Annotated in this window: 20 protein-coding genes and 1 pseudogene; 9 read left to right on the top strand and 12 right to left on the bottom strand. The window is 60.6% G+C overall.

Annotated features, from left to right (window positions below; genetic code table 11):
- Window positions 1-52 precede the first annotated feature (52 nt).
- Together AC1D1Z_RS04805 and AC1D1Z_RS04800 are read right to left on the bottom strand one after the other, a co-directional pair.
- On the bottom strand, window positions 53-541 hold the full coding sequence (locus tag AC1D1Z_RS04805; protein WP_018449248.1) for a GlcG/HbpS family heme-binding protein: 489 nt from the start codon (window positions 539-541) through the stop codon (window positions 53-55).
- A gap of 4 nt (window positions 542-545) precedes the next feature.
- Window positions 546-1232, bottom strand: coding sequence for a DsbA family protein (locus tag AC1D1Z_RS04800; RefSeq protein ID WP_018449247.1), 687 nt, complete (start codon window positions 1230-1232; stop codon window positions 546-548).
- Window positions 1233-1338: 106 nt separating this feature from the next.
- Between AC1D1Z_RS04800 and AC1D1Z_RS04795 the strand changes: the two genes are divergently transcribed.
- Both AC1D1Z_RS04795 and AC1D1Z_RS04790 read left to right on the top strand, forming a co-directional pair.
- Window positions 1339-2235, top strand: coding sequence for a LysR family transcriptional regulator (locus tag AC1D1Z_RS04795; RefSeq protein WP_168320086.1), 897 nt, complete (start codon window positions 1339-1341; stop codon window positions 2233-2235).
- A 389-nt stretch (window positions 2236-2624) separates the two neighbouring features.
- Entirely contained in the window at window positions 2625-3251 is a 627-nt protein-coding gene (locus AC1D1Z_RS04790; protein ID WP_477849658.1) for a class I SAM-dependent methyltransferase, read from the top strand.
- Between the two features lie 269 nt (window positions 3252-3520).
- Here the strand turns inward: AC1D1Z_RS04790 and AC1D1Z_RS04785 are convergent, their stop codons facing one another.
- A complete protein-coding gene (locus AC1D1Z_RS04785) occupies window positions 3521-4678 on the bottom strand; it encodes an acyl-CoA dehydrogenase family protein (RefSeq protein ID WP_477849656.1) in 1158 nt (385 codons plus the stop codon).
- Between the two features lie 165 nt (window positions 4679-4843).
- Here AC1D1Z_RS04785 and AC1D1Z_RS04780 point away from each other — a divergent pair, with 165 nt between their 5' ends.
- Window positions 4844-5536 carry a winged helix-turn-helix transcriptional regulator gene (locus tag AC1D1Z_RS04780; RefSeq protein WP_018245148.1) on the top strand — a complete coding sequence of 231 codons (693 nt, stop codon included), beginning with the start codon at window positions 4844-4846 and terminating at the stop codon, window positions 5534-5536.
- A 274-nt stretch (window positions 5537-5810) separates the two neighbouring features.
- Window positions 5811-6320 carry a DEAD/DEAH box helicase family protein gene (locus AC1D1Z_RS04775; protein ID WP_477849655.1) on the top strand — a complete coding sequence of 170 codons (510 nt, stop codon included), beginning with the start codon at window positions 5811-5813 and terminating at the stop codon, window positions 6318-6320.
- Window positions 6321-6573: 253 nt separating this feature from the next.
- Here AC1D1Z_RS04775 and AC1D1Z_RS04770 read toward each other — a convergent pair whose 3' ends face one another.
- From AC1D1Z_RS04770 to thrC, 4 genes are read right to left on the bottom strand one after another with little or no spacing between them, the layout of a single operon-like run.
- Complete coding sequence (locus AC1D1Z_RS04770) at window positions 6574-9486, bottom strand: sensor domain-containing phosphodiesterase (RefSeq protein ID WP_130715783.1); 2913 nt, start codon at window positions 9484-9486, stop codon at window positions 6574-6576.
- The gene (locus AC1D1Z_RS04765; protein ID WP_018245151.1) at window positions 9483-10097 is read right to left on the bottom strand and encodes a GNAT family N-acetyltransferase; all 615 of its coding nucleotides are present in this window, start codon (window positions 10095-10097) and stop codon (window positions 9483-9485) included. Before AC1D1Z_RS04765 ends, AC1D1Z_RS04770 begins: the two co-directional genes overlap by 4 nt.
- 29 nt (window positions 10098-10126) lie before the next feature.
- Window positions 10127-11425 (bottom strand): M16 family metallopeptidase, encoded by a 1299-nt coding sequence (locus AC1D1Z_RS04760; RefSeq protein WP_026231110.1) that lies wholly within the window; start codon window positions 11423-11425, stop codon window positions 10127-10129.
- A gap of 3 nt (window positions 11426-11428) precedes the next feature.
- Window positions 11429-12853 carry a threonine synthase gene (gene thrC / locus AC1D1Z_RS04755; protein WP_446995869.1) on the bottom strand — a complete coding sequence of 475 codons (1425 nt, stop codon included), beginning with the start codon at window positions 12851-12853 and terminating at the stop codon, window positions 11429-11431.
- A 275-nt stretch (window positions 12854-13128) separates the two neighbouring features.
- Here thrC and AC1D1Z_RS04750 point away from each other — a divergent pair, with 275 nt between their 5' ends.
- Together AC1D1Z_RS04750 and AC1D1Z_RS04745 are read left to right on the top strand one after the other, a co-directional pair.
- Entirely contained in the window at window positions 13129-13776 is a 648-nt protein-coding gene (locus tag AC1D1Z_RS04750) for a hypothetical protein (RefSeq protein ID WP_477849652.1), read from the top strand.
- Between the two features lie 255 nt (window positions 13777-14031).
- Entirely contained in the window at window positions 14032-14796 is a 765-nt protein-coding gene (locus tag AC1D1Z_RS04745) for an MBL fold metallo-hydrolase (protein WP_130715784.1), read from the top strand.
- Between the two features lie 85 nt (window positions 14797-14881).
- Here AC1D1Z_RS04745 and AC1D1Z_RS04740 read toward each other — a convergent pair whose 3' ends face one another.
- The 4 genes and pseudogenes from AC1D1Z_RS04740 to AC1D1Z_RS04725 all read right to left on the bottom strand — a co-directional run bounded on the left by AC1D1Z_RS04740 (window position 14882) and on the right by AC1D1Z_RS04725 (window position 19643).
- Entirely contained in the window at window positions 14882-15571 is a 690-nt protein-coding gene (locus AC1D1Z_RS04740; RefSeq protein ID WP_028734823.1) for an HAD family hydrolase, read from the bottom strand.
- Between the two features lie 356 nt (window positions 15572-15927).
- Window positions 15928-17277: a Dyp-type peroxidase gene (locus AC1D1Z_RS04735; RefSeq protein WP_477849650.1), complete on the bottom strand. Its 1350-nt coding sequence runs from the start codon at window positions 17275-17277 to the stop codon at window positions 15928-15930.
- Window positions 17278-17542: 265 nt separating this feature from the next.
- Window positions 17543-17742: pseudogene (locus AC1D1Z_RS04730) on the bottom strand (hypothetical protein); the annotation flags it as partial.
- 68 nt (window positions 17743-17810) lie between these two features.
- Window positions 17811-19643: a methyl-accepting chemotaxis protein gene (locus AC1D1Z_RS04725; protein WP_477849648.1), complete on the bottom strand. Its 1833-nt coding sequence runs from the start codon at window positions 19641-19643 to the stop codon at window positions 17811-17813.
- Between the two features lie 261 nt (window positions 19644-19904).
- Here AC1D1Z_RS04725 and AC1D1Z_RS04720 point away from each other — a divergent pair, with 261 nt between their 5' ends.
- Window positions 19905-20114: a hypothetical protein gene (locus AC1D1Z_RS04720; protein ID WP_018245157.1), complete on the top strand. Its 210-nt coding sequence runs from the start codon at window positions 19905-19907 to the stop codon at window positions 20112-20114.
- A gap of 234 nt (window positions 20115-20348) precedes the next feature.
- On the top strand, window positions 20349-20780 hold the full coding sequence (locus AC1D1Z_RS04715; RefSeq protein WP_026231108.1) for a hypothetical protein: 432 nt from the start codon (window positions 20349-20351) through the stop codon (window positions 20778-20780).
- 46 nt (window positions 20781-20826) lie between these two features.
- Here AC1D1Z_RS04715 and AC1D1Z_RS04710 read toward each other — a convergent pair whose 3' ends face one another.
- Window positions 20827-21513, bottom strand: a complete 687-nt coding sequence (locus AC1D1Z_RS04710; protein ID WP_477849647.1) for an ArsR/SmtB family transcription factor — start codon at window positions 21511-21513, stop codon at window positions 20827-20829.
- An 84-nt stretch (window positions 21514-21597) separates the two neighbouring features.
- On the opposite strand from AC1D1Z_RS04710, the gene AC1D1Z_RS04705 reads away from it, so the two are divergent.
- Window positions 21598-21927: an NIPSNAP family protein gene (locus AC1D1Z_RS04705; RefSeq protein ID WP_442182412.1), complete on the top strand. Its 330-nt coding sequence runs from the start codon at window positions 21598-21600 to the stop codon at window positions 21925-21927.
- The last annotated feature ends 34 nt before the right edge of the window (window positions 21928-21961 follow it).

Genomic DNA, 21961 nt, shown 5'->3' with positions numbered 1-21961 from the left:
TGTCCTGTCTTGGTTCATTCATGCGTCATATCAATGTGGATCGGCGGTCGGGCTAGAGCGCCTTCGCGCCGGTATTGGCGATCGCGCCATCATCTGCGGGCATGCCGCCACTGACGCCGATCGCACCGATTACCTGGCCATCGGCGACGAGAGGCACTCCGCCTTCGACCGGAAAAGCTCCCGGCACGGCAAGCAGATTGCTCTGGTTGTTATGAAGGATCATATCCTCGATCGCCTTGGTCGGCGTCTTGATACCGTTTGCGGCCTTCGCCTTACCGAGCGCGGCGTCGATCGTGCCGATACCCGCCTGATTGGAGCGTTCGAGATAGACGAGGTTACTGCCGGAATCGACGATGGCGACCGTCATCTCAAAGCCTTTCTTGCGCATTTCCGCGAGGGCGGCCGCGGCGACCTGCTTGGCGCGCTCGATGCTGATCGGCGCGCCGTAGGGTGGCACACTCTGGGCGAAACCGGGCGTCGCCGATGCTGCCCCGAGCATGAAGACAGCCAGTGCTGTATAGGTCGTACGCTTGATCATCATCGGGTTATCCTTTCATCGGATGGCTATTGCGAGCGAGACCTGCAGGTGAAGCGCCTGTGTTGGACAGCCTGGCGAGGAGATCGCCGCCGCTGAATAGGTCCTGCGCCTTGAGCAAAGTCCGGTCCGCGCCGTCATCCACGATCAATCCCGGTACGCCATTGACTGCGAACTCACGCGTCAGGGCGCGCGCCGAGGCCATGCGCGCGCGATTGGCGGCCAGCAGATCGGAATCGGGAGAAGCGAGGCGGGAGGCTGCCGCATCAAGTCCAACACTGACCAGCACGCTCTGCAGTTCGGACATGTCCGTGACATCGCGGCCCGAAACATAGCGCGCCTCCTGGATGAACCGGAGCGCATCGAGTTCGTGCTGCCCCGCCGTCAGGGCAACGGCAGTTAGTGCCAGCGTGGCTGGACCAGAATCCAGCATGCCGCCTTTTGCCAGAACCTGGCTCCGGTAGACATCGCTAAACCGCTGCCCCGTGAGGCTCCCAATGCGCTGGTCGTTTGACCAAGCGAAGGCGGCGAACTGTTCGTCCATCGCCCTGGCCCCGGAGTCGGAAAACAGACCGGTCGGGGCGAGCGACACTGTCAGATCAGGTGCCGCGGCGAGCTGTGCGAGCAGCGGCGATGCGCCATAACACCAGCCGCAAAGGGGATCGAAGAGATAGGTGATGTGGGTCTTGCCAGTCATGTCGGCTCCTTCTTGAGCCATAGATGACATGAGCCGATTGGAACGAGAAGATCGAGAAAAATGACAGAATGTATGCTAGAGGCTGACAATAAAATCGGAGAATACTATGCAGGAAGCGACCAATCTCAATCGGCTGGCTTATTTCGCGGCCGTCGTTGACGCGGGATCGTTCACGAGAGCTGCGGAATATTTGGGCATCACCAAGGCGGTTGTCAGCCAGCAGGTCGCAAGGCTTGAACAGGAGGTCGGCACCACATTGCTGATGCGCACGACGCGGCGGGTGCAGGCGACCGAAGCCGGGCTGTTGTTTCACGCCCGATGCGTCTCGATCCTGCGCGACGCAGAGGATGCCCTGGGAGAGTTGGCTCAGCGCAGGACGGAACCCAAGGGCCTTCTGAGGATCACCGCCCCCTACGACTACGGTACCTCGGTTGTCGTGCCCTTGGTCGCCGCCTTCCGCCGACGCTATAATGATTGCAAGGTGGAACTGAACCTCAGCGACAAGATGGTTGATCTGGTTGCCGACAACATGGACCTTGCCATCCGCGTCGGCTGGCTGGCTGATTCCAGCATGCAGGCACGACGAATCGGATCGTTCCGCCAACTCTTGGTGGGATCGCAAGCCTTGGCCGCGGATATAGCGGCAATGAGCGAGCCGATTGACTGCACGCCTCTACCCTTCGTGGCCAACAACGCTTTGAGAGAGCCGCTTGTATGGACGTTCACTCGCAGCGATGGAGACGCCAGGAGCGTCCGTTTTAAAGCGGACATCGCGATCAATACCACGCCAGCGGTCATGGAGGCGGTCCGACAAGGCGCAGGTCTGTCGGTTCTGCCCGATTTTCTCGCGACCGCCGGCATATTGGCGGGAGACCTCATTCCAGTCCTGCCTGAATGGCAACTCCCATCCGGCGGCGTTTACACGGTCTATCCCGCCGGGCGATTTCGGCCGCCCAAAGTTTCCGTGTTTGTCGACATGCTGATCGCAGCGTTGAAGGCGTGAAGCTATCGAATGTCGCGTAAACGATCGGAAATTGACATCGGATATTGATATGGAGACGAAACCGGATACCAGCGCCTTGGTAAAGCCCCGCGAAATTCAGTCTGCCAAGCGTCCTCCAACATGTCTTGGTCTGGCGCTTTCCGGGCGCGACCGCTGGCGAAGCAGACCGACGGCTTCCAGTAGCTCGCGCGGGTGGTGTGAGTGACCAAAATGAAGGCGCATTGCCGCCCGGCAGCATTGGCTCGGTCTGTGGTGTCTCTGACGGCATTTCTGCTAAAGCTGGGAAGCAAATCGCCGGCGATGTCACCAACTGCCGAAGTGTGAACGGCGCAACGGGCTGATGGGCCTCTCGCTCATCAGGCCTCTTGTCTTGAAGGAGGAGCGCTAGGATGAGCACAGACCTGGATACCGTGCGGTCCTATGATACGGTCGCGGCAGAGTACGCTGCCGAGGCCGCGGCGATGCCCGAATGGGTCGCGACAGAGATCGATGCGTTCGTGACCGAGCTGGGCGGCTCGGGCAGGGTGCTGGAAATCGGAAGCGGTGGTGGGCGAGATGCACTTGAGCTGGAGAAGCGGGGAATTAGCGTCCGGCGCACCGACATTTCAAGGGGTTTCGTCGAACTGCTTCGCGAAAGTGGCTTCGAAGCCGATCTGTTGGACCCGCTGACCGATGACTTGGCCGACCCGCAGCGTCCCGGCACGCCGTACGACGGGATCTGGGCCTGTGCCTGCCTGATTCATGTCGCGCGCGGGGATTTCGGCACGGTGCTTGGACGGCTTGCCGAGGCGACCCGGACCGGTGGCCGATTGCACGCCTCGGTAAGAGAGGGCGAAGGCGAGGATGTGTCCACACACGGCAGTGCTGCAGCGCCCCGGCGCTACGTCGAGACGTACTGGCGCGAGTTTGCCCTGCGGTCCGCACTCACAGACGCCGGCTGGAGCGTCAGCGAGGTACGTCGGTGCGTCGGAAAGCCCCATGATCGGTGGCTGAGCGTTCGGGCGAGTCGGGCGTGACGCACACAGAACTTGCGGAAATGGCCGGTTGTGGCGCGACTATGAACTCTAGGTGGTCACCGCAATGTCGGCTTCCGGGCGAAGGCAAAGATCCCCTCTGTGGCCGACATGGGGGCGCATTGCTGCCGTGGTCGAGGTCGCATATCGGCGCCAAAGCGCACAAGAGGTTGCTCTGTCGTCCCTGCTGGCGGGGCTCGTCCATTCGAATTCTGGACGTCAAACGACCCACCTAGCCTATGATTCCGCGGAGTTTGTCGTTGCGCCAGGCGCTAGAAAACCTTCGCGGTGGGAAGTCCGAGCGCGAATGAACCCGCGTATTGCGCCTGGGCTCCGGGCTGCATCGGATGATAGCGAGCGCCCTGTATGTCACGGAAGCAGCGCTCCAGCCCGTTCTCTCGATAGAATGCCGCGCCGCCTGCGACCTCCATTGCAAGCTCCGTCACCTCGATAGCGTGCCGTGCGACCAAGGAACGGCCGATCATAACCTCGTTGACGGTTTCCGCGGACGGTTCGTTTCGAGCAACTACCTCTAACATCCAGCGATGCGCGATCTGTGCGGCCCTCAGAGACGTTTCCATGCGCCCGACCAACCCGATCACATGATCGTTGTTGGCCTTGCTACGGACCATCTTGACTGCGATGTCGCGGGCGCTCTCGGCGACGCCAAGATAGACCGCGTAGATCAGAGGAAACGCGATCGTGCCGATGACTTGAAATACTGGATGCCATTGCCCCGCGCTTCTGGAAAATGCGACACTGGCATCCGGCACGAAGAGGTTTTCGATGATGACATCGTTTGACCCGGTTCCCCTCATTCCAAGTGTTCGCCACGTATCCTCTATCGAAACCTCTGGCGATGCCATCGGAACGCCGAAATGGATGACGGAGCGCGCGCCGTCCTGTTCTTCATAAACAGCACCGGTCATCAGGATGTTTCCTGCCGCCGCGCCGGAAGTGAAGCGTTTACGCGCGGTGATCCGGTATCCGCCATCAACTTTCATGGCCTTGCCCGATCCGCCGATCCAGTCCGATCCGCCGCTCGAGAGCAATATGATTTGCTCCGATGCAACACGTCTCAGGAGCGGCTCCACCGCGGCCACCTTTTGATGCCGCCAGCGCCAGGCGGGGATGGCGACTTGATGGGTATGCATGGAAAAGGCAAGCGCAGTGGACCCACATGCACGAGCAATGGATTTGAGCATCTCAGAAAGTTCGGGCACTTCCGCGCCCAGCCCGCCCAATTCGATTGGAACGCCTGCCCGCACGAGTCCAGATTCCTTTAGAAGCGCGTAATTCTCGCCGACGAAGGTGTCGCTCTCGTCGATCGATGCGGCGCGTTGCGCGATGGTGGGCAGGACCGAATTGGTTAGTTCGACAATGGTCCGACCGCCGGCAAGGTTCTGTTTTGGTTCTGTAAGCCCGAGCATATCAATGCCTCCTATCTCGTGAGGATTGAGACTCTGCGCTCGTTTCACAATTGCGGCTAGTACACGAACTGTACTGAACGCCGCCGCCGTATGGCTGGGCAAGGAGCATTTGGCGGACCGGTTGTTTTACAATATTGTGCCTGATCCAGACCGGTGGAGGTCCTTATGGTAGAGCGTGACGGCTACGGGCAATTCTGTCCAGTATCAATGGCGTCGGAAATCCTCTGCTCGCGGTGGACGACCTTGGTCGTCCGCGAATTCCTTTGCGGATCGACGCGCTTTAATGAGTTGCGTCGCGGTCTACCAAAAATGTCTCCGGCACTCCTATCAAAACGCCTGAAAGAACTGGAACAATCGGGCGTCATCACGGTGACAAGGAGTGCGAACGGCATTGCCGATTACCAACTCACGGCAGCGGGCGAAGAATTGAGACCTCTGATCATAGGTCTCGGAAATTGGGCTCAACGGTGGATGGAATCGCGACTTTCCTTGAAGAATCTCGACCCTTCTCTGCTCATGTGGGACATGCGGCGGAGCCTCGATACAAGAAGACTTCCGACCCGCCGTTGTACGATACAGTTTCTGTACCCGGAACTTTCGGCCGCGCAAAAGAGCTGGTGGCTTGTGGTCGAAAACGGAAAAGTCGATCTCTGCAACTTCGATCCGGGCTATGATGTAGACCTTCTCGTTGAAGGGTCGCTCCGTTCGATGACCGCAATTTGGATGGGCCTCACGACCATACGTCAGGAAACCGATGCAGAAACGCTGAAACTTGAAGGGGACAGGGTCCTCGCGCGCGACATGCAGGAATGGCTCGGTCTTAGTGTGTTTGCCAAAACCCCCCGGATGAGGGCTTGAACCATCGAAGGCGAGTGGTTCTGACGGATACAGCCCAGCAACGAAGACCCGTCACCCAGCCGGAAAGGCTCTAGTTCCAGTGCATCCTCAATATCCACCCCCCGGGTACCTGAAGTGTTGTCGATCTTGGTATGATCTAAGAGGATCTGGTCGGCCAAGGATTGGCCGCTCGGAATACATACGTGAGCAGTGAGAGGGGCTGCCATTTCTTTGGCGACGCGTTCTTAGGGAGAGTGTCTTTTCACCAGATCGAAGTCCATGATAAGCGGCGCCTATGGGAATCAAGAACTATTTGATCGAAGGCGGTTCCGGCACTGGGAAAACGTCTATCGCTACCGAACTGGAGCGGCGGGGCTACCATGTCGTCCATGGTGACCGGGTCTTGGCCTATGTCGGCGACCCCGAGACGGGCCAGGCACTCGCACGACCACCCGAAGGCGCGGACCGCATCGTTTGGGGATACGCCCACTGGATCTGGCGTGTCGACAAGGTCAGCGCTATTGCTGCCGACACCACCCATCCTGCCACTTTCTTCTGTGGCGGCTCGCGCAATTTCCACAAATTCCTCGACCTTTTCGATAAGGTTTTCGTGCTCGACATAGACGTTGAGACTTTAAACCGACGATTGGATGGGCGGCCAAATGAGCCGGGCTTCGAGCCGGCCGAGCGGACGCTGGTGCTCCGCTATCATCATACCCGGGAATATCTTCCCATCGGCATCAATATCGACACGACGGGTACTGTCCCAAGTGTCGTCGACGATATCCTCGCTCAACTCACCTGACGCCCTGAAAGTATTGAGAATGGGATGGGAGGCACTCGATTATTGCGGGAACGCTAGTCGCCTGAACGACTCACAGGCGGCATTATCGCTTTCGTAGTCGACCGGCAGCTCTCAGAACGAGAAACCGGGTGTCTTAACGACCAACAAGACGGCGCAAAGTAGCCGCATCCCTCAACAACAAACAGATGTCCGCCTCGGGCCGAAGGCGGCCTTTGGTTGCTTCCGAGGAAACCGCCGAGACCAACCGCTCCGCTCACGCCCGTTTCGTCAGCGGAAACCGGTCCCGCAGCAGCCGTAGCACCGATTCCGACGGGATCGGCGGGCCGAAAAGGTAGCTCTGGCCGTAGTTGCAGCCCATCTTGGCGAGTTCGATCGCATCCTCGTTGGATTCGATCCCCTCCGCCACCACCTTCATCTCAAGTTCGCGCGCCATTGATATCACCGACCGGAGCACGGTCGCCTTCTTGTCGCTGCCGTCGCGCACCAGCGCCTTGTCGAGCTTGATCATGTCGAAGGGGAAGCGGGTGAGGTAGGCGAGCGACGAATATCCGGTGCCGAAATCGTCGAGTGCGAGCCCAATGCCGGCTTCCTTCAGCTTCTGCAGCACCAGCCGGGCCTGTTCCGGATTTTCCATCACCATGGATTCCGTCAGTTCGAGCTTGAGGCGCGAGGGCTGGCAATGCGTCTTGGCGAGAACCGAACGCACGTCGTCATAGAGCTCGTTGTTGAGCAGCTGCACGCTCGACAGATTGATCGAGACGAAGATCGGCAGTTCGCCGGTCTGGTGCTGCCAGCTCATCAGGTCGTTGGTCGCCTGTTCCAGCGCGAACATGCCGAGCGGGCCGATAAGATCGGAGGCCTCGGCGATCGGAATGAATTCGGATGGCGGAATATTGCCGCGCTTGGGATGTTCCCAGCGCATCAATGCCTCGAAACCGGCGACCTCGACATCCTCCAGCCGGGCGATCGGCTGGTAGACCATCGACAATTCCTTGCGTTCGATGGCGCGGCGCAGATCCGTTTCGAGCTGCAGCCGGTCGGTGCCGAAGTCGCGGAAGGCCGGCTGGAACGGTTCGACACGGTTGCCGCCGGCCCGTTTTGCCCGGTACATCGCAAGCTCGGCGTCGCTGAGCAGGCCGGTGGCGCTCTCCTGCCGGTCGACCCAGGAGGCGAGGCCGACCGAGGCGGTCAGGATGATTTCGCGATTGGCGAAGTTGATCGGCACCATGATCGCCTTGCTGATCGCATCGGCGAAATCGGCGACCTTGGCCGGATTGTGCTCGGAAACCAGGATGAGGCCGAACTGGTCGCCGGCAAGCCGAGCCAGCGTGTCCTGCGGTTTCAACAGCCGGCGCAGCCGCCGCGTCAGTGCGATGAGGATGTTGTCGCCGGCGGCAACGCCGAGCGAATCATTGACCAGCTTGTAGCGGTCGATGTCGATCACCATGACAGTCGGGCGCAGCGTGTCGCCGCCCGGCGCCAGCGCCAGCACCGACTGCAGCCGGTCGAGGAAGACCTGCCGGTTCGGCAGGCCGGTCAGATTGTCGTGCAGCGCATCATGCAGCAGCCGCTCGATGGAATTCTTCTGTTCGGTCACGTCGACGATCGTGCCGACGCAGCGGATGATTTCGCCGTTCGAGCCGAGCACCGGCCGGGCGCGGATCAAGAGCCAGTGGAAATGCCCGTCCTCGGCGCGGATGCGGAACTCGTGGTTCAGCCGCCCGCGGCGATGTTCGAGCAGCACGTCGAGCGTGGCGCGGAAGCGGTCGCGGTCGTCGGGATGCAGCCGCGGCAGCCAGTTGCGCGCCGCGCCATGCATGGCGCCCGGCGACAGGCCGAGCTTGATCGAGACGTCGGGAATGGTGACGACGCGGTCGCGCGCCACGTCCCAATCCCACACCATGTCGCCGGAGCCGGTCAGCGCCAGCGATTGCCGCTCGAGATCGGAAAACAGGCCCTGCTGGAAGGCGCCGCCGGCAAAAGCATGCTGCATGACGGTGAAGCCGATCAGAAGCACGATGAGCACCAGGCCGCCGCCGAGTGCGGGCTGGATGATGTCGTTGTCGAGCCGTCCGGTGACCGTCAGCCACGCCCCGAACAGCCACACCAGGATCAGCGCCCAGGCCGGCACCAGCAGGATGGCGCGGTCATAGCGGTTGAAGCCGAGATAGATGATCAGCAGCAGCCCCATCGTCGCCGTCAGCGCGAAGGAAAGTCTGGCGATGCCGGCGGCAATCGACGGATCATAGATCGCCACGCCAAAGAGCAGGGCAAGGCCAAGCACCCAGGCAAGCGTCGCGTAGCCGAGATGCGCATGCCAGCGGTTGAGGTTGAGATAAGTGAACAGGAAGATGACGAAACTCGACGCCAGCGCCACCTCCGCACAGGCGCGCCATATTCGCTGGTCGGCCGAAGCGACGCTGATCAGCTTGCCGAGGAAACCGAAGTCGACGCAGATATAGCCGAGCACCGCCCAGGCAAGGGCCGCCGTCGCCGGCAGCATCGAGGTGCCCTTGACGACGAAGAGGATGGTCAGGAACACGGCGAGCAGGCCGGCAATGCCGAGCACGATGCCGCGATAGAGCGTGAAGGCGTTGATCGTGTCCTTGTAGGCGTCGGGTTCCCAGAGATAGATCTGCGGCAGCTCCGGCGTCGACAGTTCGGCGACGAAGGTGATGACGGCGCCGGGGTTCAGCGTGATGCGAAAGACATCGGCCTCGTCGCTCGGCTGCCGATCGAGCGCAAAACCTTCGCTCGGGGTAATGGCGCTGATGCGCTGCGAGCCGAGATCCGGCCAGAACAGTTTGGAATTGACCAGACGGAAATGCGGCGCGACGATGACGCGCTCGAGCTGTTCCTCCGAGACGTTGGCGAGCGCAAACACCGCCCAGTCGCCCTGATGGTTCTCCGAGCTTGCCCTGACCTCGATGCGGCGGCGGATGCCGTCGGCGCCGGCCGCCGTCGAAACCTGGAAGGCCTCGCCCTGGTTGGCGTAGATCTCGGTCGTCGCGGTCAGATCGAGCGCGGTATCGTCACGGGAAATTTTAACAGGTTCGGCCGCCTGGGCAACACCCGCCACGAAGGCGAAGGCCGCCAGGAAAAAGGCTGCGATCACCGCGATCACTCGTCCGGACGGTGACTTGGGCAGCATGCGGTCTCTTGTCATCGGCTGTCGGTTTTCCTGCCTTTATCCGTATCGGTGGCGAGACGTGAAAACATCACATGGTCATGCCACTGACCGTTGATCTTTAAATATCCGCGCAGATAGCCTTCCTGTTGAAACCCGGCTTTTTCAAGCAGACGAATGCTGCGCGCGTTATCTGGAATACAGGCTGCTTCGATACGGTGCAACTCAAGCCCGGCGAAGATGTAAGGAATAACCAATTGAAGGGCGGCGAACATATGCCCCTGGCCGGCATGGCGTTCGCCCATCCAGTAGCCGATCATGCAGCTTTGTGCCGCACCCCTTCTGATGTAGCCGATGGTGACACCGCCGACGAGCGTCATGTCGCCTTTCAGGAAAATGAACAGCGGTACTGCCTGGCCCGAGGCATATTCCTGCTTGCCACGGACGACGCGGGCGCGGTAGGCGCCCTCCGTCAGCTCGTCGCGCCGCCAGGTCGGCTCCCAGGGTTCCAGGAACTTGCGGCTTTCGGCGCGCAGCCGGTGCCACTGGTTGAAATCCTGATAGCGCGGCAGGCGCAGGAGATATCTGTCGTTCTCCAGCTCCACCGCTTCCGGCTGCCGCGACAGGAACCGAAAAACCGATTTTGGCATCGATCACTCCCGGCAGGACAGACGTCGGCTCAGCGGCTTGCCTGCAGCGTCTTCGACGCCGGGACCGAAAGCGAGGCGGTGATGTCTTCCATCGGCGCGAGCTGTTCCAACGGACCGATCGCCGAAAGCGTCGGCACCGTGTCATAGAACAGCCGGCCGGCGAGGTCGGTCAGCCGCTCGATGGTGATGCCCTCCAGCCGCTCCATCATCTCCGGATTGGAGATCGGCCGGCCGTAAAGCATCATCTGCCTTGCGATCTGGCCGGCGCGGGCCGCCGGGCTTTCCGCACCCATCAACAGCTGGGCGCGGATCTGGGCGCGGGCGCGCTCGATTTCCTTCTGGTGGATCTGATCGGCTGATTTGTGCAGCTCGTCGATGATGACCGGCACCAGCTCCGGCAGGTTTTCACCGCCGGTCGCGGCATGAATGCCGAAGATGCCGGTGTCGGAAAAGCCCCAGTGGAAGGCATAGACGGAATAACAGAGGCCGCGGAACTCGCGCACTTCCTGGAAGAGCCTGGACGACATGCCGCCGCCAAGGATATTGGCGAGGATCTGCGAGCAGTAGAAATCGCGGGCGTGGTAAGGCTTGCCTTCGAAGCCGAGCAGGATCTGCGCGTCCATCAGGTCGCGGGGTTCGCGCACGCTGCCGCCGATATAACGCGCCGGTTCCATGACGGGCGGCGCTGAAGGGGCCGTCGGCAGGCTCGCGAAACGATCCTCGACCATGCGCAGGAATTCGTCATGCTCGACGGCGCCGGTGGCGACCACGAACATGCGGTCGGTCGTGTAGTTGCGGCTGAGATAGCCACGGATCTGCTGCGGCGTGAAGGAGACGACGGTCTCCGGCGTGCCGAGGATCGCCCGGCCGAGCGTCTGGTCGCGGTAGGCGACCTCGGAGAACCGGTCGAACACCACGTCGTCGGGCGTGTCGTTGGCGGCGTTGATCTCCTGCAGGATCACCTGCTTCTCGCGCTCCAGCTCCTCTTCCTCGAAGGCCGATTCGGTCAGGATGTCGGCGAGGATGTCGACGGCAAGCGGCACGTAGTCCTTGAGCACGCGGGCATAATAGGAGGTCGTCTCGGTCGAGGTCGCGGCATTGACTTCGCCGCCGACATCCTCGATCTCCTCGGCAATCTGGCGGGCCGTGCGGCGCGCCGTGCCCTTGAAGGCCATGTGTTCGAGCAGATGAGCGATGCCGTGCTCGTTATCCGTCTCGTTACGCGATCCCGATTTGATCCAGACTCCGAGCGCAACGCTTTCAAGATGCGGCATGGTCTCTGTGACTACTGTCAGCCCGGATTTAAGCCGGGTGCACTCAACTGTCATTGGCTATCTTTCTGCGCCTGCTGTCGTCTCGCCRCGGGCATGCTTGCCGATAAAAGTCTCAACGGCTTTCAGCTCCGGTTTGATGATCTGGAAACGCTCCTCCCTGTGCATCAGATCAGCAAGCCACGTCGGAAGCGCCGGGTCAATACCGCAGGCGGATTTTACGGCGGCGGGGAATTTCGCCGGATGCGCGGTCGAAAGCGTCACCATCGGCGTATTCGGCTTTTCTTTCTTCTGCGCGACGAAGACGCCGATCGCCGAATGCGGATCCAGCAGATAGCCGGTCTCGGCATGGGTCTGGCGGATCGTCTCTGCCACTTGCTTCTCGCTGGCGCGCCCGGCGCGGAAGTCGCGGCGGATCGCCTTCAGCGCTTGCGCACCGATCTCGAAGCCGTTGGATTGCTTGAGGCTTTCCATCGCCGCGCGCACCTTCGCGGCGTCGCGGTCATAGGCTTCGAAGAGCAGCCGTTCGAAGTTCGAGGAGATCTGGATGTCCATCGACGGCGAACTCGTCGCCTTGACCGCCTTCATGTCGTAGCGGCCGGTCTTCAGCGCCCGCGCCAGAATGTCGTTCTCGTTGGTGGCGATCACCAGCCTGTCGATCGGCAGGCCCATGCGCTTGGCGCAGTAGCCGGCGAAAATATCGCCGAAATTGCCTGTAGGCACCGTGAACGAGATCTTCCGGTCCGGGCCGCCAAGCGCCACCGCCGCCGTGAAATAATAGACGATCTGGGCCATGATCCGCGCCCAGTTGATCGAGTTGACCCCTGACAGTCTGACCTTGTCGCGGAAAGCCACGTCGTTGAACATCGCCTTCACGAGGTTCTGGCAATCGTCGAAATTGCCCTCGACGGCAAGCGCATGCACATTGGGTGACGGCGAGGTCGTCATCTGCCGTTGCTGCACCGGCGAGACCTTGCCGTGCGGGAAGAGGATGAAGATGTCGGTGCGCTCGCGGCCGGCGAAAGCGTCGATCGCAGCCCCGCCGGTATCGCCCGAGGTGGCGCCGACGATCGTCGCCCGCTCGCCGCGCTTCTCGAGCGCATAATCCATCAGCCGGGCAAGCAGTTGCATCGCCACGTCCTTGAAGGCGAGCGTCGTGCCGTGGAAAAGCTCCATGACGAAGCTGTTCGGCCCGGTCTGGACGAGCGGCGCGATCGCCGGATGGCGGAAAGTGCCATAGGCCTCGTCGATCATCGCCCGGAAGGTGTCGTCGGGGATCTCGCCATTGGTGAAGGGCGACAGGATGGTGAAGGCGATCTCCTGATAGGTCTTGCCCCTGAGCGCCCGGATCTCCTTCTTGGAAAAGCTCGGCCATTTCGAGGGAACGTAGAGCCCGCCGTCGCGCGCCAGCCCCGTCAAAAGGGCGTCGCAAAAGCCGAGGGAAGGGGCCTCGCCGCGGGTCGAGATATAGTCCACGTTCGTCATCCTTGATCTATCGCTGGAGGAAATCCGGCCGGGCGCGCCATGGCCCGCTCTGCCGGAAATCTGGGCCGGAAATCGAAAAGGGGCCGCCCTGCGGGCAGGGCTCTGCTTGTATGCTTTTGAACTTGCCCGCATCCGGCGTCGAAAAGTGCATCAAAACGGCGCTTACCCAATCGATTTTTGTTTGCGCCGCTGATATAGACCATCGCAAACCGTCATGAAAGGCCTCGCGAAAAAGACATGGGGCCTCCAAGAAACGCTTGTACAAGGGATGGAATATGGTGCTCGGCAAGGTCTCGCGTCTCATCGTCTCCGCATCTTTTCTTGCCCTGCTGACTGGTTGCAACTCGCTCGGCATAGGCGGCGACAGCAAGTCGTCACCGCCGACGACCCAGCCGAACGGCACCGCCCAGATCATGCCGCTGGCGCCCGCCAACCCCTCTTCGAACAATCCTTCGATCGGCACCGCCACGACGGCGCAGGGCACGGTCGCCCCCGTCGTCCAGGGCGCCTGCCCGCAGATCTTCATGCGTGACCAGGACGCGATCTTCCGCACCTATGCCAAGGGCAAGAAAGACGATCCGCAGCAGGTCGTCTTCCAGGCCTCCTTCGGCGATTACACCCGCCAGTGCACGCTGAACGACACGAACCTGACGATGACGGTTGTCGCCCAATTGCGCCTCGTTGCCGGCCCGGCCGGTACGCCGGGCCCGGTGACGCTGCCGATCCGCATCTCCGTCCTCGACGGCGAGACCGTGCTTTATTCCGAGGTCACCAAGTTCCCGACCGAGATCCCGCCGGGCACGCCGGGTGCGCAGGTCATCTTCCGCAAGGACGGCATCAAGATGCCGGTCGGCTCCGGCGCCCTGGTGCGCGTCAATGTCGGCTTCGACACCCAGCCGGCAAAGACCAAGAAGAGCAGCTAAAGCAATTCGGGCTTCGACCTGACATCGGCCCTCATCCGGCTGCCGCCACCTCTGCGTGGGTCGAGCCACGTGCCTCGACCCCGGTAAGGTCAGGGTGAGGGGCAACCATCGGCGCGAAAGATCGAAAGCAACACTCATTTTTCGCATCGGCTTTAATCTCGTCTCCCGCGCACCGATGGATCGCTGGCCGACTTGATTTCACGCCAGCAACTGCGACGATCATCTCAGGACAGGTGCCGCAGGGAGAATGTTGCCATGAAGCTCCAGTTGATCCGAAACGCGACCTTGAAGCTCGACTACGCTGGCCGCACGGTGCTGATCGATCCCTATTTCGCTCCGAAGCACAGCCAGCCTTCTTTTGCCGGTCGCTCGCCGAACCCACTGGTCGAGCTTCCTGTCAGCATCGATAAGATCCTCGATGGCGTGGAACTGGTGATCGTCTCGCACCTGCACGAGGATCATTTCGACGAGGTGGCGATGGAGCATGTGCCGAAGCACATGCCGATTATCTGCCAACCTGGCGACGAAGCGGAAATTCGCGGAGCAGGATTCACCGAGGTCTCGCCATTGACCGATATGGCGACTTGGGAAGGTCTGACGCTCACGCGCCGCGAAGGCAGCCATGGGCTTGGTCCCGTTCTCGAAGAGATGGGCTCGGTCATGGGTTTCAGCCTCGAAGCAGCGGGCGAACCTTCGATCTACTGGGCTGGCGACACCGTGCTCTATCCGCCGGTCACCGACGTCATCCGCGCGACGAGTCCCGATATCCTCATCACCCATTCCTGTGGCGCGTTATGGAATGGCGACCTCATTGTCATGAATGCCGAGGAAACGATCGCAGTTTGCGAAATCGCCGCGTCCAGCCTTGTGATTGCCACCCACATGGAGGCGCTCGATCACGCAACAATTGGCCGTGAGGATTTGCGTCGCGCGGCAGAGGCGCGCGGCATTCCTGCTTCCAGATTGCTGATACCCGCCGACGGGGAAGTGCTGGTGCTGACCCGATCCGCTACCCATTGACATAGCGTGCAGCTTACCGGCTCGGAGAGCTGATCTCCGTTATTCGTCGCATTGACAAGAGCGGGCTTGAGGCGCTTCGGGAGCCTCAGAGAACGTTGTCCCAGGCCGCCAGTGCGGCGACGACGCCCGGCAGGTCGTTCATGCGGGAGATTGCCGTTTCGGCGCCGGCATCCGTCAATTTGTCGGCATGGGCGGGATAGCTGTGCGAGGCGCCGGTAAAACCGATGACGCGCATGCCGGCGGCGCGCGCCGCATGCACGCCGTGCACGGAATCCTCGACCACAACAACCTTGTCAGGCGAAACACCCATCTGGCTTGCGCCATGCAGGAAGATGTCGGGCTTCGGCTTGGCGCGGTCGGGGCCAAGGTCCTTGGCGGAGAAAATGTTCGGCGCAAAAAGCGGCTTCAGGCCCACCTTGGTCAGCATCATGTCGAGCCGCTTGGTGCTCGAATTCGAGCAGATGCAGCGCTTGATCGGCAGCCTGGAGACAGCGAATTCGACGCCCGGAATGGCCTGGACGTCCTGCGCCAGCCTGAGGTCGAGCATCTTCTCTGACTTATCGAGCAGCGAGGCCGAAAACGGGATGCTCGCCTCGCGCTCGATCTGCAGCAGGATGTTGCGCCATGTCATGCCGGCGAAGCGCTCGCCCATTTCTTCGACGCCGATCGGATATCCGGCCTCCGTCAGAAGCGCTGATTCGACTTCCGCCGCGATGATTTCCGAATCGACGAGAACGCCGTCGCAGTCGAAGATGATGAGGTCGAAGCCGTCCATATGTTCACGCCTTGCTGAAAGTCTGGGCTGGAAGCCTGGGTCTTGTCCGGGAATGCTGCGGCTTTACACGATGCCCGGCCAAAGCTCAACCTGATCTCAAGCATGGCTGCGATGCGGCAAGCGACCGGCTCCGGCGTCGCTGCCGGATCGGCGGCGTTGGCCGCCATCATCCCGGCCTCGACAAGCAGGAACTCGCTCGCCACCGAACGCGCATGGGGAGGGAACCGGAAGGCACAATCGCAAGCCGCATCAGCCGAATGCTCGCCTAGCATCGTGCGCGGCGCTATAAGGTGAGAGTGCCTGGAGATGACGGTGGAATGACGTCGGCAGGATTGCCCGCCGACGTCATGGCAAGTTTAAAGCGAGCTCAGAAACGCGAGGGACGGCATAAAGAAATATTCGCCTCCCTTCATCTTCACCGCTTGAGGAACGGTTGCAACGGTCTTGAGGGAGCTGGGATCACCCCAGATGGCAGCTCCTTCCATATCTGGTCGCGCAGCATCTTGTTTTGTTTGACCGATGACCGGATCGACCCCAGGCGGTGGAAAGCCAGCCGGAACGGCTGGGAAACCGGGATTGTTGGCCCAATTTTTCTGCGTGAATTCGAATTGATTGCCTATGTCACTGTTGAACGCCATGAACAGCAGGCCGACGTATTTACTCGGTTTGTTCTCGATCTTGCCATCGTTCGGATTATCTGTTCGCACGCCATAGGTTTGGCCGCGTCGGGCCATGAGGTGCTTTCGCTCGCCAGCACTGTTTTCGAACCCGCCCGACCCTCGCGGATTGGTTTTTCGGATATGCCCTGAAAAGGGACACTTCGCGCCGCTCTTGTCGCTGAAGTAGTTGAAGTTGTTCGGGACGGGTGACTCAACTCCGTCTTCTGACTGCATCGTGACCGGCGTTCCGTCCTCAAAGCGCCCGACGACCATGGCGCCGGCCCTTTCGTCATCAGATCCGAACAAGCGATCTGCAAGTTTCTGCTCTTGCCTTTTGAAGCGGCGGACGTTTTGTTCCAGCTTCCGGTATACGAAGTAACTTCCGAAATGAACGGCCGGATCGGGCGCTGCTGGATCAGGAACAATAACCTGTTCTAATGGGAAAGCCGGATCCCAGTTCGCAATCCCATCTGTCGCGTTTTCTTCCGCGTCGATGTCTTCCAGCAGAAACAGCGGCTGGCTGCGCCCATCGACATAGCCAAAGTGTTCGATACCTTCTTCATTGTCATTGTGAAGGCCCAGGCCATCTTGCGTCCCTACGATTGTTACCCCTTGCGAGGCTTGGATCAAGTCTACCACCTGATCGTGAGCAGTGACCTTGGTGTCATTGAGCATATCTCCCACCAAAACGACCGCATGGATGGGATGGCGAAAATAAGAATCCCACCTGCTGACATCAGGGTCATTCAAGTCGGATTTTTGCATACCCGCGCGGAATATCGGATCGCTCGGCCTTTGGGCGATTTGGAGGGCTTGATAGCCCGCGTCAGTAAGGCCAAGCCCAATGTACGGCGTTCCCGGCGTCGAAGGTTTGGCTTTGAATGCTTCAATTTCCATTAAATGTTGCTTTGCCGATTTCATCAGCGTCGTGGAAATTGCCCGAAGGAAGCTTTTCGCAGCCTCCTTATCGTCAAACCGCAGAAAAAACAGAGTCAAAAACTCACGAACATGCGCCTTGATGATGTTTGGCTGAAGATTGTCGAGCATAGTGCTGTCATCAGCCGATGGGTTTTTCCATGATATTGGAGAGTTTAACGTGACGGACATCTTGCATTCCTCCGTTAATGACGTCGTCATTAAACAACAGGTAGCATATTTGAGTCAACGCAACCATTTATTATTTGATTTGTATTTCGAATGACGGTTTGAATCTTTTGCCTTTTTTGACCTACAAACGAACCTATTGATATCAGGGTGCTCCGCATGTCCTCGATGCTGCGGGCGAGGGGGTAGCGGGCTTTGATCTGATTTATCACTTGCCCTCTTGGATAGGCTCTGCTGCCAGATCTGCTGAAGAGTGCAGTGACTGCCCGCCGCCTTCCGCCGAGAAGATGATGGCGCGACTTTCCGCCGTCCGGCGCGCCCAGCCTTTGTCGAAGAAACTGGCAGCAGGGACCCGCCGAGACTGCCGGCAAGATGAGCCCGCCTTTCGTTACAGTCGAGGCAGGAGCGGCGACCGCGATGATCTGAGGTCCCCGCGACGTCGCGGGAATGGACAAATGGCGAGCAGATAGCAGCCGTCAGGCCGCCAGCTGCCCACCCCGGCGTCCCGCTGCAGATTGCGTCGAGGCCGTCGCCCGAAGCCTGAACCGGGAAACCAGTTCGCGCAGCTTGGCAGCTTCCTGGGCAAGCTGGCCGGATGCCGCGGTGGATTGCTCCACCATCGCTGCGTTCTGCTGGGTCACCTGGTCCATGGAATTGACGGCGGTGTTGACTTCGGCAAGGCCGGTCGACTGCTCTCTGGCCGATACGGCGATGGCATCCATGTGCTGATTGATGCGGGCAATCTGCTCGCTGATCGCCTTCAGAACCTGGCTGGTATCGAGAACCAGTTTGACGCCGCTTTCCACTTCCACCGACGATTTCTGGATGTGGCCTTTGATTTCCTTTGCCGCCTGCGCCGATCTCTGGGCGAGTTCGCGAACTTCCTGCGCCACCACCGCAAAACCCTTGCCCGCGTCTCCGGCGCGTGCCGCTTCGACGCCGGCGTTCAGTGCCAGCAGATTGGTCTGGAAGGCGATCTCGTCGATCACGCCGATAATGCTGGAGATCTGCTGGGACGAAGCCTCGATGCGGCGCATGGCTTCTTCGGCATGCGACACGACCTCGGAAGACTTGGCGGCGTTGCGGTTGGCATCGGTCGCTTCAGTGCGTGCCTCGTCGGTCCGCTTGCTCGAGTTCGAGACATTGGCGGTGATCTGATCGAGCGCTGCGGCGGTTTCTTCGAGAGAGGCTGCCTGCTGTTCGGTTCGTTTCGACAGATCGCCGGCCCCGGATGCGATTTCCCTTGTGCCTTCGTCGATCGCGGCAATGGCGGTTGCGATGGCGCTGAGCGTCTGATCGAGCTGCCGGATCGACATGTTGAAATCATGCCGGAGGCTCTCAAAGTCGGGGGCGAAGGGCTCGTCGATCTGGAAGGCGAGATCGCCGGATGCAAGGCGCTTCAAGCCTGCGGCGAGGCCCGATGTCGCCGCCCGCAGCCGTTCGGCGGCGTCTTCGTCAGCCTGCTTGCGCGCCGTGACCCGCTCGGCTTCGCCCTGCAATCGGGCTGCCTCGGCGTCTTGCTCAAGCTGCTTGTTGGCAATCGCCGCCTGGCGGAAGATTTCGACGGCCGATGCCATCGTTCCGATTTCATCGGTGCGGCCGATCCCGGTGCAGGCAATGGCTGTGTCACCACCGGCAAGCTTTTGCATGTCGTTAGAAAGCGAAAGGATTGGTTTGGTGACGGTCTTGCGGGTCAGGAAATAGAGGCCGAGCGCAAACAGCGCGGCCGCGGCGAGAAGTGCTTTCAGAACAATATCGACCGACGCCTTTATGTCGGCGCTATGCTTGGAAATTTCGTCCGACGCCGCGGTGATCTCATCCCCGGCCTGTTCCATGGCCGTTTCCAGCGTCGAGAACTGCTGCATGAATTCGGGCAAGGCCTTCAATGCCGCCGAGGGATCCTGGCTCGCCAGATCGACGATCTTCTTGGCGCTTTCGACATAGGTCAGAAGGGGAGGTTCGATGCTGGCAAGCAGCGCTTTGGTCTTTTCGTCGGCGGCAAGCGCCTTGTTGGCAGCAATCATCTCGCGGAACGACGCGTCGTGCTCCGCCAGATCCGCCTTCACCCCGGCAGCTTCTATGCCGGCTGCCGGATTGGACGCCAGCATGGATGCCAGCACGTCCGCGCGCATTGCGTCATGCATCATGTCGGCCTGCATGTGGTTGCGCAGGATCTGTGCCGACCGGGCAACGTCGGCGTTGTTTTCGGAGAGGGTCGAGGCGGACCAGATGCCGACGCCAGTCGCGCCGCCCGCCAACCCGAAAATCGCGATGCTCGCAATGATGATCTTATGCTGGATCGACGCCATGATAGGGCTCTCTCGTTAATTTAGAAGGTGAGAGTACCAGAACATGCTTAATGATTTCTCAGCAGCGTGTCGCTTAGCGGCGCGAAAACAATAGGTTGCAGCGCAAATTTCACTTTCGATGAGAAGTTGAGCTCTTTGTGGGTCGAGCGGATGCCCGATGCCGATAGAATGACGGACCTCCGCGAGTGCCGGGGGATCGTCGAGGCTCATTGCTGCTTCACGGTCTGGGGCGTACCATGCATGCGCAAGAGGAGAGGGACAATGAGGCTTTCAGCTTTCGTCCGACCGGCGGCAGCCGTAGCGCTGCTGTTTGCCTTCACATCCACCGACGTTATCGCCAAGGGCAAGCACCGAAGCTGTGCGCAGCTGCAGGCGATGAAGGATAATGCCCTGACCGGCGGAAAGCATGCCGGGGATGGCACCGACAAGAGAGCCAAGATCGAAAGGAAGATGAGGAAGAAAGGCTGCTAGAGGCAAGTCGCCGATAGCTTGCGAGCATCGAGAGAATGGTCTGGCAGCAGGCAAGCCTGTTACCGCGTTGAGGACGGCGCGACATCCATCAAATCCGCGTCATGGCAGACGAACCGCAGCCCGGGGACTACCTTTGGCAAACTCATGCACTAGATGGCGATCGAGGAGGACGCCACCGCCGCTCTTGGGAGGAGAACAAGCGGCGCCTAGAGAATGGATGAAGAGGAAGACAGCATGACAATCGAGGACATCATCGAAACCCTGGAAAAGACTGACATGCCCGACAGCCGGATCGACGCCTTCATCACCTGTGCCTTTCTGTTGAAGCAACTCCGGCCGGCCGAGCCCAACGATTTCGACGGTCCTAACGATTACCTGCCGAGCAGTATCAAGTCAGAGCACGGCTTCCTGATGGCGCGACCCTTCACACACGACGTCAATCATGCCATCGACCTGTGCCGGGAAGTCCGGCCGGATGCGGTTTGGCACCTCGCCCGCGGCCGCCAGACAGCGGACGAGTCGCTCTACGGTGCGCAGTTGCGCGAGACCAAGGAGGGTGAAAGCGTGCTTGGTGAAGCCGAGAGCAATCACGCGGCGCTAGCGCTCACGCTGGCGGCGCTGCGCGCGCATGTGCGGCAGGAGGATGAAAAGAGGGCAGGTGCGTGAGGGAGGTGGATGCTGAACTTGAATCTTTTGTAGATCCGTAACAAACCTACCCATCAATCGGAAAAAGCATGAGGAACTGCCGGTCGCCGTCCGGCGAAAACAGGATCGAGCGGCTTTCCGCCGTGCGCCGCGCCCAGCCTTTGTCGAGGAAGCTTGAAAGCAGGGCCTTGCCGAGGCTGCCGGCGAGGTGGGCGCGTCTTTCGCTCCAGTCGAGGCAGGAGCGGCAGAGCGGCCGGCGCGACGATCTGAGGTCGCGAACATCGATGCCGATGCATTTGAGATCGCTTTCACCCTTTTCCGTCAGCGCCAGGCCGTCGCCGACCGCATCGATCGAGCCGGAGGCAATCAGGCTGTCGAGCATGCGTACGCCGTAATCGCCGGCAAGGTGATCGTAGCAGATGCGCGCCTTGCGCAGCGCCGGTTCCTTCGGTCCCGGCTGGTGGCGCAGATGGCCGCGTCCGGCGGCAAAGCCCATCATGCTTTCGATCAGCCGGGCGACGGCCTCGTCGGCCAGCGTGAAATAGCGATGGCGGCCCTGCTTGCGCTGGGCAAGCAGCCCGCCGGCTTCGAGCTTGGCGAGATGCGTGCTCGCCGTCTGTACGGTGATGCCGCCGACGCCGGCAAGCTCGGTCGCCGTCAGCGCCCGGCCGCCGGTGAGTGCCGCCAGCATGTTGGCGCGGGCGGGATCGCCGATGAGCGCGCCGATCTGCGCAATGTCAGGGCCTTCCTTCATAGTTCGATCGTAACCGAAGCATCGCCGTCAGGCAATGTGCGAAAACGGCCCAGGAGAGCACTGAGACAGCAAAGGAGAAACGATATGATCACCTGCTTCATCCGCTATCAGATCGACCCCTTCAAGAAGGAGGCGTTTGCCGAATATGCCCGCAACTGGGGCCAGGCGATCCCGCGAAACGGCGCCGATCTGATCGGCTATTACGGCCCGCATGAGGGATCGGCAACGACGGCTTACGGCGTCTACAATATCGAAAGCCTCGCCGCCTACGAAGCCTATCGCGCCAGGCTGGCTTCCGACCCGCTCGGCCGCGAGAATTATGAATTTGCCAGACGCGAAGGCTTCATCCTGAAGGAGGATCGCATCTTCCTCAAAAATGTCTCCGCTCCTCACGCAAAGCTGGTGCTGTCATGATCGCCGTCATCTTCGAAGTCGTGCCCTATATGGG

The sequence above is a fragment of the Rhizobium sp. P1_E1 genome (assembly GCF_056406015.1).
This window is presented reverse-complemented; position numbering and strand designations above follow the sequence as displayed.

Excerpts from the sequence above, each read along its gene's own strand:
- AC1D1Z_RS04780 (WP_018245148.1), top strand. The coding sequence starts at position 4,844 with ATGGTAGAGCGTGACGGCTACGGGCAATTCTGTCCAGTATCAATGGCG.
- AC1D1Z_RS04710 (WP_477849647.1), bottom strand. The coding sequence starts at position 21,513 with ATGAAGGAAGGCCCTGACATTGCGCAGATCGGCGCGCTCATCGGCGAT.
- AC1D1Z_RS04765 (WP_018245151.1), bottom strand. The coding sequence starts at position 10,097 with ATGCCAAAATCGGTTTTTCGGTTCCTGTCGCGGCAGCCGGAAGCGGTG.
- AC1D1Z_RS04750 (WP_477849652.1), top strand. The coding sequence starts at position 13,129 with ATGGTGCTCGGCAAGGTCTCGCGTCTCATCGTCTCCGCATCTTTTCTT.
- AC1D1Z_RS04790 (WP_477849658.1), top strand. The coding sequence starts at position 2,625 with ATGAGCACAGACCTGGATACCGTGCGGTCCTATGATACGGTCGCGGCA.
- AC1D1Z_RS04785 (WP_477849656.1), bottom strand. The coding sequence starts at position 4,678 with ATGCTCGGGCTTACAGAACCAAAACAGAACCTTGCCGGCGGTCGGACC.
- AC1D1Z_RS04795 (WP_168320086.1), top strand. The coding sequence starts at position 1,339 with ATGCAGGAAGCGACCAATCTCAATCGGCTGGCTTATTTCGCGGCCGTC.
- AC1D1Z_RS04715 (WP_026231108.1), top strand. The coding sequence starts at position 20,349 with ATGACAATCGAGGACATCATCGAAACCCTGGAAAAGACTGACATGCCC.
- AC1D1Z_RS04775 (WP_477849655.1), top strand. The coding sequence starts at position 5,811 with ATGGGAATCAAGAACTATTTGATCGAAGGCGGTTCCGGCACTGGGAAA.
- AC1D1Z_RS04760 (WP_026231110.1), bottom strand. The coding sequence starts at position 11,425 with ATGACAGTTGAGTGCACCCGGCTTAAATCCGGGCTGACAGTAGTCACA.
- AC1D1Z_RS04725 (WP_477849648.1), bottom strand. The coding sequence starts at position 19,643 with ATGGCGTCGATCCAGCATAAGATCATCATTGCGAGCATCGCGATTTTC.
- AC1D1Z_RS04805 (WP_018449248.1), bottom strand. The coding sequence starts at position 541 with ATGATGATCAAGCGTACGACCTATACAGCACTGGCTGTCTTCATGCTC.
- AC1D1Z_RS04770 (WP_130715783.1), bottom strand. The coding sequence starts at position 9,486 with ATGACAAGAGACCGCATGCTGCCCAAGTCACCGTCCGGACGAGTGATC.
- AC1D1Z_RS04740 (WP_028734823.1), bottom strand. The coding sequence starts at position 15,571 with ATGGACGGCTTCGACCTCATCATCTTCGACTGCGACGGCGTTCTCGTC.
- AC1D1Z_RS04745 (WP_130715784.1), top strand. The coding sequence starts at position 14,032 with ATGAAGCTCCAGTTGATCCGAAACGCGACCTTGAAGCTCGACTACGCT.
- AC1D1Z_RS04720 (WP_018245157.1), top strand. The coding sequence starts at position 19,905 with ATGAGGCTTTCAGCTTTCGTCCGACCGGCGGCAGCCGTAGCGCTGCTG.
- AC1D1Z_RS04735 (WP_477849650.1), bottom strand. The coding sequence starts at position 17,277 with ATGCTCGACAATCTTCAGCCAAACATCATCAAGGCGCATGTTCGTGAG.
- AC1D1Z_RS04800 (WP_018449247.1), bottom strand. The coding sequence starts at position 1,232 with ATGACTGGCAAGACCCACATCACCTATCTCTTCGATCCCCTTTGCGGC.
- AC1D1Z_RS04705 (WP_442182412.1), top strand. The coding sequence starts at position 21,598 with ATGATCACCTGCTTCATCCGCTATCAGATCGACCCCTTCAAGAAGGAG.